Origin of the sequence: Microbacterium sp. (assembly GCF_036566905.1) — a bacterium.
In the GTDB taxonomy this organism is placed as follows: Bacteria; Actinomycetota; Actinomycetes; order Actinomycetales; family Microbacteriaceae; genus Microbacterium.
The window spans coordinates 63,629-76,227 of the sequence record NZ_DATCVK010000219.1 but is presented as its reverse complement, the minus strand read 5'-3'; the positions used below and the strand labels follow the sequence as shown (position 1 = coordinate 76,227).

Below are 12,599 nucleotides of genomic sequence, written 5' to 3'. Positions count from 1 at the left end.
GCGCCGTTCCCGCGGCCCGCCGAGCCGGCCGCTGTCGCGCCCGCCCCGGTTCCGGATTCCGCGGTCGACCTCGGAGTCTCTCCGCTGACCCGCCGCCAGGCGCGCCAGCAGGAGCGCATCCGCACCGCGTCGGTGCCCGTGATCACCCCGGAGGTCGTCGCGGCGCATGCCGCCGCCTCGACGGGCGCCGGCCCCGCGTTCGCCTTCCCGGCGGCGCCCCCGCCGGTCGCCCCCTTCCGCGAGCCCGAGAGTCCCCTGGTCACCGCACCGCCGGACGACTCGCAGGTGCCGACCGACAGCGGGATGCACGCGCTGTTCGGTCTGCCGCGAGAATCCGCACCCCAGGAGGCGGCCCCCGCCCCGCGCTGGGAGGAGCCGGCAGCCGCGGCGACCATCGCGGTTCCCGAATTCGCCGCCGCACCGCAGACCTCGGTGGCGCCCGAGCCCGAGGTCGAGCAGTTCTCGTCGGTCTTCGGCGACGTCGCGCACACGGACGAGGCGGCCGACGAAGAGGCGGTCGAGGAGCCGGTCGCCGTGCCGAAGGCGGTCAGCCCGCTGCTGGGCGCCAGTCTGCTCGATGCCGCACCGGTGCCCGGCGAGCCCACCGCCGTCGAGTTCCCGCCGTCGTTCGATCAGCTGCTGTCGCGCACCACGGGCTCCATCGCGATCCCCAACACGCTGATCGTGTCGCAGGCGCCCGAAGTCTCGCCGCTGGTGGCTCCGGTCACCGCCACCGGCGAGGTCATCGTCACCGGCACCTTCAACCTTCCCGAAGGACTCGGCTCGACGGGCCGCGCCAAGGGGACCGCCGACGGCAAGGAGATCGACGCCACCCTCGTGGACGGCGAGCTGCCCTCCCACTCGTCGCCGACGCCGATCGCGGCCAGTGCCGCCGTGAGCACGGTCAAGATGCCCGGCGATGTCATCAAGCCGCCGACACCCGAAAAGGGCGGCAAGCTGATGATGTCGCTCGCCATCACAGCGGGCGTCCTCGCCCTCGCACTGGTCGGCGTGCTGATCCTCGCCTTCGTGACAGGAGTCTTCTGATGGTCGCGAGTGCGCAGTCGCATGACATGCTCCAGATCGCCGCAGCAGCGGCGGACGCCAAGGGCGGCGAGGACCTCGTCGCCCTCGACGTGTCGGAGCCGCTCCCGCTGGTCGACATCTTCCTGCTCGTCACCGGGCGCAGCGAACGCAATGTCGCCGCCATCGCGGACGAGATCGAGGACAAGCTGCTCGAGGCCGGCCACAAGCGGCTGCGCCGCGAGGGCCGGCAGGAGTCGCGCTGGGTTCTGATCGACTTCGGCGACCTCGTGGTGCACGTCTTCCACGAGGAAGAGCGGGTGTACTACGGGCTCGAGCGCCTGTGGAAGGACTGCCCCCTCGTGCCCGTCGAACTTCCCGCGCCGGCGGCCGCCGAGGACTGATCCTGGTTCGGACCACGGCTCGGAATGTTGTAAGCTAGACGAGTTGCCCCGCGAGAGCGGGAGCAGCGTCAGGGCCTGTGGCGCAGCTGGTAGCGCACCTGCATGGCATGCAGGGGGTCAGGGGTTCGAGTCCCCTCAGGTCCACCGAAAAAGGCCGCCCGATCAGGGCGGCCTTTCGGTTTTCCCGCCGCCGGCACGCGCGACGCTGGGATGGAGACCGCGGATCATCCCTGCATCCGCGGATCCTCGGTCGGATCCGCGTAGGGGGCGGGGCATCCGCCGCCGATTGCGTCGCGGCGCAGTTCGAAGTGCCACGATTCGTTGCCATAGGTCTGGCAGAGTCCGTACGAGTCACCGTGCTCCGACATCCAGGCGACGGCGTCGAACGAGCCGATGTCGACCGCTTCTCCCGCGACGTGTGCCGAGGTCGCAGCGGTAGCCACCCACCGAGCGGCCTCCGCTTCCGACCCGTACTGCGACACCGCCTGGTGAAGAAGCTCGTCCTGGTACTCGGGTGAACGCCACCCGCTGTTGACATGGATCACGATGCCCTGCCGCCGGGCGTCCTCTGCCGCCCGCCGCAGTGCGTCCAGCAGATCCGGAGAGAGGCGCGTGATGCCCGGATGGGCGCCGTCGAACACCGTGACGCCGTCGGGAAGGACGCCGTCCTCCTCTGTGACCATGCCGTCGGCCACGACGTCCGCCGTCCCCTGCGCCGGGGCGCCGGGACCGGGCTCCTGCGCGGCGGCGCTGCCCGGAAGGGCTCGGTCCGCGCCCGCTGCGGACTGGTGGAGCGCCGCCCCGACGGACACCGCGCACACGAGGACCAGTGCGAGGATCACTCCCCGCACGGCGACGGCGGGCTTCAGGCGTGCGGAAGCAGTTCGAGACATGCTCCCACTCCACACGCGCGCGCGTTGCGACCGCGTATGCGGTTTCGCATAGGGGGACGATATGCGCCGACTCGTACCATCGGAGCATGCGCGTGCTGGTGGTGGAAGACGAACCTCTCATGGCCGAGGCCATCCGCGACGGCCTGCGTCTCGAGGCCATCGCGGCCGATATCGCGGGCGACGGCCACACCGCGCTCGAGCTGCTGAGCATCAACGCCTACGACATCGCCGTCCTGGACCGCGACATCCCAGGGCCCTCGGGCGACGAGATCGCCGGGCACATCGTCTCTTCAGGCAGCGGCATCCCGATCCTGATGCTCACCGCCGCCGACAGGATCGACGACAAGGCCACGGGCTTCGGGCTCGGCGCCGACGACTACCTGACGAAGCCGTTCGATCTGCAGGAGCTCGTGCTGCGCCTGCGCGCGCTGGACCGCCGCCGTGCGCACAGCCGGCCGCCGGTGCGGGAGATCGCAGGATTGCGGCTGGATCCGTTCCGGCGCGAGGTGTATCGCGACGGTCGCTACGTCGCGCTCACCAGGAAGCAGTTCGCGGTGCTCGAAGTGCTCATGGCCGCCGACGGCGGGGTGGTCAGCGCGGAGGACCTGCTGGAACGGGCCTGGGACGAGAACGCCGACCCGTTCACCAACGCGGTGCGCATCACGGTCTCGGCCCTGCGCAAGCGACTGGGCGAACCGTGGGTGATCGCCACCGTGCCCGGAGCCGGCTACCGGATCGACGCGGACGGAAGTGCCGACGGTGATTAGGGAGCCCGGGCTGAGCGTCCGGCTCAAGCTGACCCTGAGCTACGCGGCGTTCCTGATGGTCGCGGGCGGCGTGCTGCTCGCGATCGTCTGGGTCTTCCTGCTGCGCTACGTGCCCGACGGGCCGATCACCGGCCCGGGTCCGTTCGTGCCGAACCGCGGCGATCTCATCCGCGCCTTCGCCCCGGCCGCTGTCTGGGCGCTGCTCTTCCTGCTCGCATTCGGGCTGCTCGGCGGGTGGTTCCTCGCCGGGCGGATGCTGATGCCCCTGCGACGGATCACCGAAGCCACCCGACTCGCCGCGGGCGGTTCGCTGTCGCACCGGATCGAGCTCGAAGGCGCCGACGACGAGTTCCGCGAGCTGGCGGACAGCTTCGACGCGATGCTCGCGCGGCTGGAGGCGCACATCGCCGAGCAGCGCCGGTTCGCCGCCAACGCATCGCACGAGCTGCGCACGCCGCTGGCGATCACGCGGACGCTGCTCGACGTCGCGCGGAGCGATCCCGATCGCGACGTCGACGAACTGATCGAGCGTCTGCGCATCGTCAATGCACGGGCCATCGGCCTCACCGAGGCACTCCTCGTGCTGAGCCGGGCGGACCAGCGCTCGTTCCGGCGCGAGCGCGTGGATCTGTCGCTCATCGCGGAGGAGGCGGCGGAGGCGCTGCTGCCTCTCGCCGAGGCTCGCGGCACGACCCTCCGGACGCAGGGCACGGTCACGCCCGCGTACGGATCACCCGCGCTGCTGCTGCAGCTGGTGTCGAACCTGGTCCACAATGCGATCGTCCACAACCTCCCTCAGGGCGGCACGGTCGATCTCACGACGACCGTGCAGGCCGATGCCGCCGAGATCGTCGTGGAGAACACCGGTGAGAGGCTCAGTCTGCAGCTCGTGTCGACCCTGACCGAGCCGTTCCAGCGCGGCAGCGAGCGCGTGCGCACCGACGATCATGCCGGCGTGGGGCTGGGACTCGCGATCGTCCGCAGCATCTCCGACGCTCACGGAGGGACGCTCAGCATCGTCCCACGCCCGGATGGCGGCCTACGGGTGACGGTGCGACTGCCGCCGCATGCGTGAGGGCGGCGAATCCACCCATTGCGTGCGTCCCTCCGGTCGGCGAGTGTGGGACGCATGAGCGCAGTCACCCCTTTCCTCTGGTTCGACGACAGCGCCGAAGAGGCGGTCACGTTCTACACGGCGCTCATCCCGGACTCCGAGGTCGTGACGATCGACCGGTATCCCGACGAGGTTCCCGGCATGGGCGGGAAGGTCATGCACGTCCACTTCCGGTTGGGGGGACGCGACTACTACGGGATGGACGCCGGACCGCAGTTCCCCTTCACCGAGGCGTTCTCGCTGTACGTGCCGTGCCGGGATCAGGCCGAGGTCGACCGCTACTGGGACGCCCTGACGGCGGACGGAGGGCAGGAGCAGCCCTGCGGGTGGCTCAAGGACCGCTGGGGCCTCTCGTGGCAGATCATCCCCGACCGGCTGGTCGAGCTGATCCGTCACCCCGACCCCGACATCGCGCACCGGGCGGTGCAGGCCATGCTCCGCATGCGGCGCATCGATCTTGCTGTGCTCGAAGCTTCCGTGGCGGACGGATGAGGCGACGGGCTCCGAGATCAGCGATCGGAGGCCTTCTCCTGCTGCTGATCGCAGCACCCGGCTGCACTGTCGCCGCGCCGCGGCCGGCGCCTTCCGCCGAGGCGCCGACGGTCGGGCCGAGCCGGTCGCCGGCGGCCGAGACCTGGTGGCGGGCCGGAGACGTGACCGGCGCTCTCGCGTCGAGCCTCGCCGCGCCGTGGTCGGTGGTTCCGCTCGCCGGCGGAGGGGCATTGCTCTCGCAGCGCGATGACGGCGCCGTGCTCGAACTGACGACGGCCGGATCGGCGCGCAGGGTCGGCACGGTGCCCGGCGTCGTGTCGGGCGGAGAGTCCGGGCTCCATGGGCTCGCTGTGCTCACGAGCGGCGATACACCGATGCTCTACGCCTACTTCGGCGCCGCAGACGACAATCGCGTGGTGCGGATGCCGCTGCAGGGCGACCCGGGATCGTTCGAGCTCGGTGAGCCGGACGTCGTGCTGGACGGCATCCCGCGGGCGAACACCCACGACGGCGGCCGTCTGGCGTTCGGCCCGGACGGCTACCTGTATGTCACCACGGGCGACGCCCAGCAGCGCGACGCCGCTCAGGATCCCGATGCGCTCGGCGGCAAGATCCTGCGCATCACCGCCGACGGTGAGGCGGCCCCGGGCAATCCGTGGGGCACGCGCATCTGGTCGATGGGGCATCGCAATGTGCAGGGCATCGCCTGGACCGCCGACGGGACGATGTGGGCGAGCGAGTTCGGGCAGAACACGTGGGACGAGGTCAACCGCATCGAACCGGGCACGAACTACGGCTGGCCGATCGTCGAAGGGGTCGCCGGACGTGAGGGCTTCGCCGACCCCGTCGCCCAGTGGGCGACCAGCGAGGCGAGTCCGAGCGGAATCGCCACCGTCGGCGACACGGTCTTCGTCGCGGGGCTGCGTGGCGAGCGGCTCTGGCAGCTCGACACGCGCGCGGGAGCGGCCGTCGGCGAGCCGACAGCCGCCTTCGCCGGCGAGTACGGGCGTCTCCGTGACGTCGTCGCCCTGCCGGACGGCTCACTGTGGCTGCTGACGAGCAACACCGACGGGCGCGGGTCGCCGCGACCCGACGACGACAAGCTGCTGCGGGTGGAGCTCGTTCCGGCGCCGTGACACATGCTCCCGCCGCCACGCGCGCACGCTACGGTGAGAGCGTGAGCTCGCAGCCCCGCTGTCCGCATTGTCGCCACTTCGTCTACCTCGACACCCTGCGGTGTCCGAACTGCGAGGCCGAGATCGGCTACCACCTGCAGACACGCGAGTTCCACGGCATCCGACACGGTCAGGTCGCCATCGACGGCGAGACCTGGTACACGTGCTCGAACCGCGAGTGGGCGTGCAACTGGCTGGTGTGGGAGAACGCTCCGGCCGGCCGGTGCTTCTCGTGCCGGCTCACGCGCCGCCAGCCGGCCAGCAACGACACCGTCGCGCTCGAGAAGCTGGCCAAGACGGAGGAGGCGAAGCGTCGCCTCATCCTCCAGCTCGCCGACCTCGGCCTGCCGATCGTCGGCTGGGACGTCGAGAAGGGCGGCCTCGGGTTCGACCTCATCTCGAGCCTGTCCGACGGCAAGCCCGTCACGATCGGGCACGCCAACGGCATCATCACGATCGACCTGGCCGAGAGCCTCGACGACCGCAGGGAGGCGCTGCGCGTGCGCCTCGGCGAGCCCTACCGGACGATCCTCGGGCACCTCCGACACGAGGTCGGCCACTACTACCAGAACGTGCTGCTGACCGACGACGAGCTGTGGGCCCGCTGCCGCGAGCTGTTCGGCGACGAGCGCACGAGCTACCGTGACGCCTTGAAGCGTCACTACCAGGTCGGTGCGCCGTCGGACTGGAGCCAGTCGTTCATCTCGGAGTACGCGACGATGCATCCCTGGGAGGACTTCGCCGAGACGTTCGCCCATTACCTCCACATCACCGGCACCCTCCAGACCGCGGCGGTCATCGGCATCCATCTCGACGCGTCGGTGACGAACCTCCGCGACACGGATGTCGTGCCACGCGAATCGTACGAGCGCGAGCCGATCCAGCGGCTGCTCACCGACTGGGAGTGGCTGTCGCAGGGATTCAACCGCATCAACCGCGCGATGGGCTTCGGCGACCTCTACCCGTTCACGATCGTGACACCGGTGCGCCACAAGCTCGCGTTCGTCCACGACATCGTGACGCGGGCGCCGCTCAGCCCGGGACAGCAGTACGCCCTCGCGATGGCGGTGGAGACGGAGCGGTCATGACGTCGTTCGCGCGAGGGCAGCGGGTGATCGGCGCGGCCACGCACTACGTCGAGAACCAGCCGCCCTGGCGGGTCGATGTCGACGAGTACGCGCTCAACGCGCCGCTGAACGCCGCCGTGCGCGCGTTCGGCGCCGACTGGGCCGACGACAGGCTGCGGGAGGCCGGGGGAGTCGTCGGATCGGGCTCGTTCCAGCGCGACGCGGAGCTCGCGAACATCCACACCCCCGTCGCATACTCGCACGACCGCTGGGGCTACCGCCTCGACGAAGTCGAGTACGACCCGTCGTATCACCGCGTCATCGGCGAGGCCGTCGCCCGCGGAGCGCACACCTCGGCGTGGGCGGATCCGCGGCCGGGCGCGCACGTCGCCCGCGCCGCCATGTTCATGCTCTTCGCGCAGGTCGAACCGGGACACGCCTGCCCGGTCTCGATGACCCACGCCGCCGTCGCCTCGATCGAGGGCTCGCCGTGGATCGCCGACACCTGGCTGCCGCGACTGTACTCCCGCGCGTACGAGCCGCGCCTCATCGTGGAGGGCGAGAAGCCCAGCGCGCTCATCGGCATGGCGATGACTGAGAAGCAGGGCGGCTCCGACGTGCGCGCCGGCACGACCGTCGGCGAGTCGATGGGCGGTCACGCGTACCAGCTCACCGGCCACAAGTGGTTCTGCTCGGCACCGATGTCGGACGGATTCCTCGTCCTGGCGCACACGCGCAGCAGCGGGGCCGACGAGGGGCTCACCTGCCTGTTCGTGCCCCGCGTGCTGCCGCACGGCATGCGCAACGTGTTCCGCATCCAGCGGCTGAAGGACAAGCTCGGCAACCGCTCGAACGCCTCGGCCGAGGTGGAGTTCGACGGCACCGTCGGATTCCTCGTCGGAGAGCCGGGCCGCGGGGTGCGCACCATCATCGAGATGGTGCAGCGCACACGCCTCGACTGCGTGCTGGGCACGGCGGCGGGCATGCGGCAGTCTCTCGCCGAGGCGCTCTGGCACGCGCGCGGACGCGAGGCGTTCGGCGCGCTGCTCGTGGATCAGCCCGCCATGACCGGTGTGCTCGCCGACCTCGCGGTCGAGTACGAGGCGGCGATGCTCACGGGCATGCGCCTCGCGCAGCTCTTCGAGGCGGGGGCATCGGATCGCGACGTGGCCCTCCGTCGCCTCGCCACGCCGGTGTCGAAGTACTGGGTGTGCAAGCGCGGCCCCCAGCACGCGTACGAGGCGCTGGAGTGCCTGGGCGGCAACGGCTACACCGAGTCGTTCCCGCTCGCGCGCCGCTATCGCGAGCAGCCCGTCATGGCGATCTGGGAGGGATCGGGCAACGTCATCGCCCTCGACGTGCTGCGGGCGCTCACGCGCGACCACGACTCGGGCGACGCCTTCGCCGATGAGCTCGGCAGCACCGCCGGCGCATCCGTCGTGCTCGATCGCCACGTGGACCGCACGCTGGGCCTGCTGCAGCAGCTGACGGCCGATCCCGGCGGGGCCGCGTCGCAGGCCCGCCGCCTCAGCGAAGACCTCGCACTCGCGTTCCAGGCGTCACTCATGCTGCGGCACGCGCCGGGGCGCGACGCAGAGGCCTTCATCGCCGCACGTCTGGGCGAGGAGCGCGGGGCGCAGTACGGCGTGCTGCCGGCGGGAACGGATGCCGCGGCCATCGTCGCGCGCCACTGACGCCCCTGCCGTTCCCAGACCCCTCGCACGCAGCGCGCTTAGGCTTGGCGGGTGACTCCTGCGCCGCGCCTCGCCCTGCTCGCGGCGATCGTGGCGCTCGCGGCGATGTGCGCGTCATGCGCCCCCGGCCCCGCTGTGCAGCCGTCGGCGTCGCCCTCACGGACCGCCTCGGCAGAGCCGGTCCCGTCGCCCACCCCCGAGGCGACGTCGGCCGAAGCGGCGGTGGCGGCGATGACTCTGCGCGAGCGCGCCGCGAGCGTCGTGATGGGCCACATCCCGACCACGGATGCCGCCGCCCTCCACGTCTACATGGAGTCCTCCGGCGTCGGCGGCTTCCTGCTCATGGGTGCGAACATCCCGGGAGACGAAGCGGCGCTCCAGACGATCACCGCGGCGTTGACGGTGGATCCGGCACGACCGCCGCTGGTCGCCGTCGACCAGGAGGGCGGTGACGTCTCGCGACTGCCGTGGGATGCCTTCCCCTCTCCGCTCGACCTGCAGCAAGCCGACCCGTCCGCCGCCGAGGCGGCGTTCGCCGGTCGCGCGGCGCTCGTGCGGCGGGCCGGGATCCCGGTGAACTTCGGCATCGTGGCTGACGTCACCCCCGACCCGAACTCGTTCATCCACCGGCGGGTGCTCGGCACGACGCCTGATGCAGCGTCGGCGAATGTGGCCGCCGCGGTACGGGGAGAGGAGGGCTCGGTGTTCTCGACGCTCAAGCACTTCCCCGGACACGGCGCCGCCCCCGGCGACTCGCACACCGCGATCCCGTCGACCGCCCTGACACTGGACCAGTGGCGCGCCGCGGATGCGCTCCCGTTCGTGGCCGGCATCGACGCCGGAGCCGAGCTGCTGATGTTCGGGCACCTGGCCTACACCGCTGTCGATCCCGGGCCCGCGAGCCTGTCACCCGAATGGCACCGGATCGCGCGGGAGGAGCTCGGCTTCGACGGCGTGACCATCACCGACGACCTGGGAATGCTGCAGGGTTCGGGGCAGCCGGAGTACGCGGATCCCGTCGCCAACGCCGTGGCTGCCCTGGCCGCGGGTAACGACATGGTCCTGACGGTGGTGTACTCGACGCCGGACACGGCACCGCGCATCATCGACGGCATCGTCGCCGCCGTGGAGTCGGGCGCGCTGCCGGCCGATCGGCTCGAGGAGGCCGCGACACGCGTGATGGCGCTGCGCCTCGCCGTCGCTGAGGCCGGCGAGGGCGACCTGCCCTGCACGACCTGCGCCCCCGCTGACTGAGCTCAGCCCGCGGCGACGTCGATCAGTCGTCGCCGGATCACCCGGCCGCGGTCGGCGAACGCGCGCTGGGCACGCACGTAGGCGGCCTTGCCCTCCGCCGTCTCGATCGCGACGGCGTCGTAGCCCCAGTCGGCGAGGTCGTACGGCGAGGCGCGCATGTCGAGCACCCTGATGTCGCGGGCGAGCTCGAACGCGTCGAGGAGCAGCTCGCCCGGAACCAGGGGCCCGAGCTTCACCGCCCACTTGTACAGGTCCATCCCCGCATGAAGGCACCCCGGCTGCTCGAGATCCGCCTGCCGCTCCCGGCTCGGCGTCTCTCGGTTGCGGGGCGCCGCCTCAGGCGTGAAGAAGCGGAAGGCGTCGAAGTGCGTGCAGCGCAGCTCATGTGCCTCGACAACGGCGTCGGTCGAGTCCTGCCCGAGACGCAGCGGCACGGGATGCCGGTGCTGCGGCTGCCGGTAGACCATCGCCCACTCGTGCAGGCCGAAGCAGCCGAAGCCGGGAGCGCGGTCGGCGGTGGCCCGGAGGATCCGTCCGACGTTCGCGACGAGGGCGCCGCGCTCTGCGCGGAAGCCCGCACCGTCGACGGCGATCGAGCCCTCCGTCGTGGCGGGTCGGTACCAGCGCCACGCGGCCCGGGCGTCGGCGGCGGCATCCGCCAGTTCCACGCCCTCGCCCGGATGCCACCGGTGCAGCACCGAGGGCTTGTACGAGTAGTAGGTGAAGAGGAAGTCTTCGACCGGATGCGCCTCGCCCCGCGCCGCTCGTTCACGATGGGCGCTCGTCAGTGCCCGCGCACGCGTCTCGTGCGCCGCTTCTCGCGCACGCCAGATGTCGCCGGCGAGCACCGGGACGGCAGGAAGCGCGATCGTCACCGTTCGAGGATACGCGGGCGGTCCGCCGGGACCTCAGGGGGTCAGGGCTCGACCGGCTCGACGAGCTCCGGGGAGTTGTTGCGGACGTTGCCCACGGCCTTCGAGACCTCGTGGTCCTCGAGCGAGTCGGCGAGGGCCGGAGCCGCGTCGATCGCCGCGTCGAGCACGTCGCGCACGTTGTCGGTGGTCGGGTCGAGCCACGCGTCCGCGTGGTCGGGGTCGAGGAAGAGCGGCATCCGATCGTGGATCGAGCCGAGGTGACCGATCGAGTCGCGTGTGAGGATCGTGAAGCTCAGCAGCCACCGCTCGGGGTCGTCGTCGCCCTTGGTCTTGTCGCGCCACCACTCGTAGAGGCCGGCGAGGAACAGCGGCTCACCGTCGGCGGGGTGGATGAAGTGCGGGACCTTGACGCCGTCGACGTTCTTCCACTCGTAATAGCCGGATGTCGGCACCACCGCCCGCCGCTTCTCGAGCGCGCTGCGGAACATCGGCTTGTCTTCGAGTTCCTCCGCGCGCGCGTTGAAGGCGCGCGCGCCGATCTTGGTGTCCTTCGCCCACGACGGGATCAGCCCCCAGCGCGCCGCCTCCAGCCGCCGGGTCGGCGGCTCGGTCTTGGCCGAGTCCAGCACGATCGCGGCACGATTGGTGGGTGCGACATTGAATGACGGCTCCGGCAGGTCGTCGCCCTCGACGTCGACACGCAGCACCCCGACGAGCTCGGGACCGGCACTGGCCACTACGAAGCGTCCGCACATGCGACCAGACTACGCGCGGGCTCCGACGTCAGACCGTTGCGGTTCCGGTGCTCCCCAGGACGCCGACGGACTCGAGCCGCTCCAGGAGGCCGGCGCCGTCGTTGTCGCTCACCCAGGGCACCTCGGCCGCAGCGTGGTCGTTGACGGCGGTGCGCCCGCCCGCGAGGACCGCCTCGGCGGGGGAGAGGCGCCGGATGGCGACCGCGACCACTCGCGAGGGGTGCTCGTCGGTGAAGGTCGTGTAGATGGAGTCGTCGTGCTGGCCGTCGTCGCCGATCAGGAGCCACCGCACGTGCGGGAACTCTTCGGCGAGACGCCGGAGGTTCGACAGCTTGTGCGCCCGGCCGCTGCGGAACCACCGGTCGTGGGTGGGCCCCCAGTCGGTGAGCAGGAGCGCCCCCGGCGGGAAGACGTGGCGGCTCAGGAATCGAATCAGGGTCGGCGCGATGTTCCAGGCGCCGGTCGACAGGTAGACCAGCGGTGCTCCGGGGTTCTCGCGCACCACGCGTTCCATCAGCACGGCCATGCCCGGAACCGGCTGACGCGCGTGCTCGTCGACGACGAAGGAGTTCCAGGCCGCCAGCAGGGGACGGGGGATCGCCGTGACCATCACGGTGTCGTCGACATCCGACACGATGCCGAACCGCACGTCGGGCGCGACCACGAACGCGCGCGTCTCGATCGGCTCTCCGCCTTCGACCGACATCGTGAACGTCTGCCAGCCGGGCTCGAGAGCCGCCGGCAGACGCGTGTCGATCACTCCGCCGCGGTCGGCGACGACCTCGTGATCGACCCCCGCGATGGTCACAGTGACCTGCGCGTACCCGATCGGCACGGCCACGAAACTGCGCCAGCCCCGCACCCCGGCATACTCGCCGCCCTCGGAGACCTTCGCCGGCGGGACAATCATGACGCGACCCAGCACGCGCACCCATCCCGGACCGCCGTAGCCGGGGAACGGGGTCACCGTGGGCTTCTGGCCACGCCGGCGCGCACGTCGCTCGCGCCACGCGTGGAACCGGTACTCCAGGCGCGCGAGCCACAGAACCTTGGCGCGCACGGGCTGGGGATCCGTCTGAGGCATCC

At 71.2% G+C, this 12,599-nt stretch carries 13 protein-coding genes and 1 tRNA gene; 10 read left to right on the top strand and 4 right to left on the bottom strand.

The window, feature by feature from the left end; translation table 11 throughout:
* From VIP82_RS19600 to VIP82_RS19590, 3 genes are all read left to right on the top strand, one after another.
* Positions 1 to 1,047, top strand: a 1,047-nt coding sequence (locus VIP82_RS19600; protein ID WP_331911706.1) for a hypothetical protein, incomplete at its 5' end; no start/stop codon positions are given.
* Positions 1,047 to 1,427, top strand: coding sequence for a ribosome silencing factor (gene rsfS / locus VIP82_RS19595; RefSeq protein WP_308867126.1), 381 nt, complete (start codon positions 1,047 to 1,049; stop codon positions 1,425 to 1,427). The genes VIP82_RS19600 and rsfS, both read left to right, overlap by 1 nt.
* Positions 1,428 to 1,498: 71 nt before the next feature.
* Positions 1,499 to 1,571, top strand: a tRNA-Ala gene (locus VIP82_RS19590).
* An 80-nt stretch (positions 1,572 to 1,651) separates the two neighbouring features.
* On the opposite strand, the gene VIP82_RS19585 is transcribed toward VIP82_RS19590, so the two are convergent.
* On the bottom strand, positions 1,652 to 2,320 hold the full coding sequence (locus VIP82_RS19585) for a M15 family metallopeptidase (protein ID WP_331911704.1): 669 nt from the start codon (positions 2,318 to 2,320) through the stop codon (positions 1,652 to 1,654).
* Between the two features lie 86 nt (positions 2,321 to 2,406).
* Between VIP82_RS19585 and VIP82_RS19580 the strand changes: the two genes are divergently transcribed.
* From VIP82_RS19580 to VIP82_RS19550, 7 genes are all read left to right on the top strand, one after another.
* Positions 2,407 to 3,087 (top strand): response regulator transcription factor, encoded by a 681-nt coding sequence (locus VIP82_RS19580; RefSeq protein WP_331911702.1) that lies wholly within the window; start codon positions 2,407 to 2,409, stop codon positions 3,085 to 3,087.
* 10 nt (positions 3,088 to 3,097) lie between these two features.
* The gene (locus VIP82_RS19575) at positions 3,098 to 4,162 is read left to right on the top strand and encodes a sensor histidine kinase (RefSeq protein ID WP_527250134.1); all 1,065 of its coding nucleotides are present in this window, start codon (positions 3,098 to 3,100) and stop codon (positions 4,160 to 4,162) included.
* 54 nt (positions 4,163 to 4,216) lie between these two features.
* Positions 4,217 to 4,693 carry a VOC family protein gene (locus tag VIP82_RS19570; protein WP_331911698.1) on the top strand — a complete coding sequence of 159 codons (477 nt, stop codon included), beginning with the start codon at positions 4,217 to 4,219 and terminating at the stop codon, positions 4,691 to 4,693.
* Between the two features lie 161 nt (positions 4,694 to 4,854).
* Positions 4,855 to 5,829, top strand: a complete 975-nt coding sequence (locus VIP82_RS19565) for a PQQ-dependent sugar dehydrogenase (RefSeq protein WP_331911696.1) — start codon at positions 4,855 to 4,857, stop codon at positions 5,827 to 5,829.
* A gap of 41 nt (positions 5,830 to 5,870) precedes the next feature.
* Positions 5,871 to 6,956, top strand: a complete 1,086-nt coding sequence (locus tag VIP82_RS19560) for a zinc-binding metallopeptidase family protein (protein WP_331911694.1) — start codon at positions 5,871 to 5,873, stop codon at positions 6,954 to 6,956.
* Positions 6,953 to 8,629, top strand: coding sequence for an acyl-CoA dehydrogenase family protein (locus VIP82_RS19555; RefSeq protein ID WP_331911692.1), 1,677 nt, complete (start codon positions 6,953 to 6,955; stop codon positions 8,627 to 8,629). Before VIP82_RS19560 ends, VIP82_RS19555 begins: the two co-directional genes overlap by 4 nt.
* 51 nt (positions 8,630 to 8,680) lie before the next feature.
* Positions 8,681 to 9,883 carry a glycoside hydrolase family 3 N-terminal domain-containing protein gene (locus VIP82_RS19550; protein WP_331911690.1) on the top strand — a complete coding sequence of 401 codons (1,203 nt, stop codon included), beginning with the start codon at positions 8,681 to 8,683 and terminating at the stop codon, positions 9,881 to 9,883.
* 2 nt (positions 9,884 to 9,885) lie between these two features.
* On the opposite strand, the gene VIP82_RS19545 is transcribed toward VIP82_RS19550, so the two are convergent.
* From VIP82_RS19545 to VIP82_RS19535, 3 genes are read right to left on the bottom strand one after another with little or no spacing between them, the layout of a single operon-like run.
* A complete protein-coding gene (locus VIP82_RS19545; protein ID WP_331911688.1) occupies positions 9,886 to 10,758 on the bottom strand; it encodes a 3-methyladenine DNA glycosylase in 873 nt (290 codons plus the stop codon).
* A gap of 41 nt (positions 10,759 to 10,799) precedes the next feature.
* On the bottom strand, positions 10,800 to 11,513 hold the full coding sequence (locus VIP82_RS19540; RefSeq protein WP_331911686.1) for an SOS response-associated peptidase: 714 nt from the start codon (positions 11,511 to 11,513) through the stop codon (positions 10,800 to 10,802).
* A 28-nt stretch (positions 11,514 to 11,541) separates the two neighbouring features.
* Positions 11,542 to 12,597, bottom strand: a complete 1,056-nt coding sequence (locus VIP82_RS19535) for an App1 family protein phosphatidate phosphatase (RefSeq protein WP_331911684.1) — start codon at positions 12,595 to 12,597, stop codon at positions 11,542 to 11,544.
* Positions 12,598 to 12,599: the final 2 nt, after the last annotated feature.

What these genes read in the sequence shown, in the direction of transcription:
- rsfS (WP_308867126.1), top strand. Translation starts at nt 1,047, where the DNA reads ATGGTCGCGAGTGCGCAGTCGCATGACATGCTCCAGATCGCCGCAGCA.
- VIP82_RS19585 (WP_331911704.1), bottom strand. Translation starts at nt 2,320, where the DNA reads ATGTCTCGAACTGCTTCCGCACGCCTGAAGCCCGCCGTCGCCGTGCGG.
- VIP82_RS19580 (WP_331911702.1), top strand. Translation starts at nt 2,407, where the DNA reads ATGCGCGTGCTGGTGGTGGAAGACGAACCTCTCATGGCCGAGGCCATC.
- VIP82_RS19570 (WP_331911698.1), top strand. Translation starts at nt 4,217, where the DNA reads ATGAGCGCAGTCACCCCTTTCCTCTGGTTCGACGACAGCGCCGAAGAG.
- VIP82_RS19555 (WP_331911692.1), top strand. Translation starts at nt 6,953, where the DNA reads ATGACGTCGTTCGCGCGAGGGCAGCGGGTGATCGGCGCGGCCACGCAC.
- VIP82_RS19540 (WP_331911686.1), bottom strand. Translation starts at nt 11,513, where the DNA reads ATGTGCGGACGCTTCGTAGTGGCCAGTGCCGGTCCCGAGCTCGTCGGG.
- VIP82_RS19535 (WP_331911684.1), bottom strand. Translation starts at nt 12,597, where the DNA reads ATGCCTCAGACGGATCCCCAGCCCGTGCGCGCCAAGGTTCTGTGGCTC.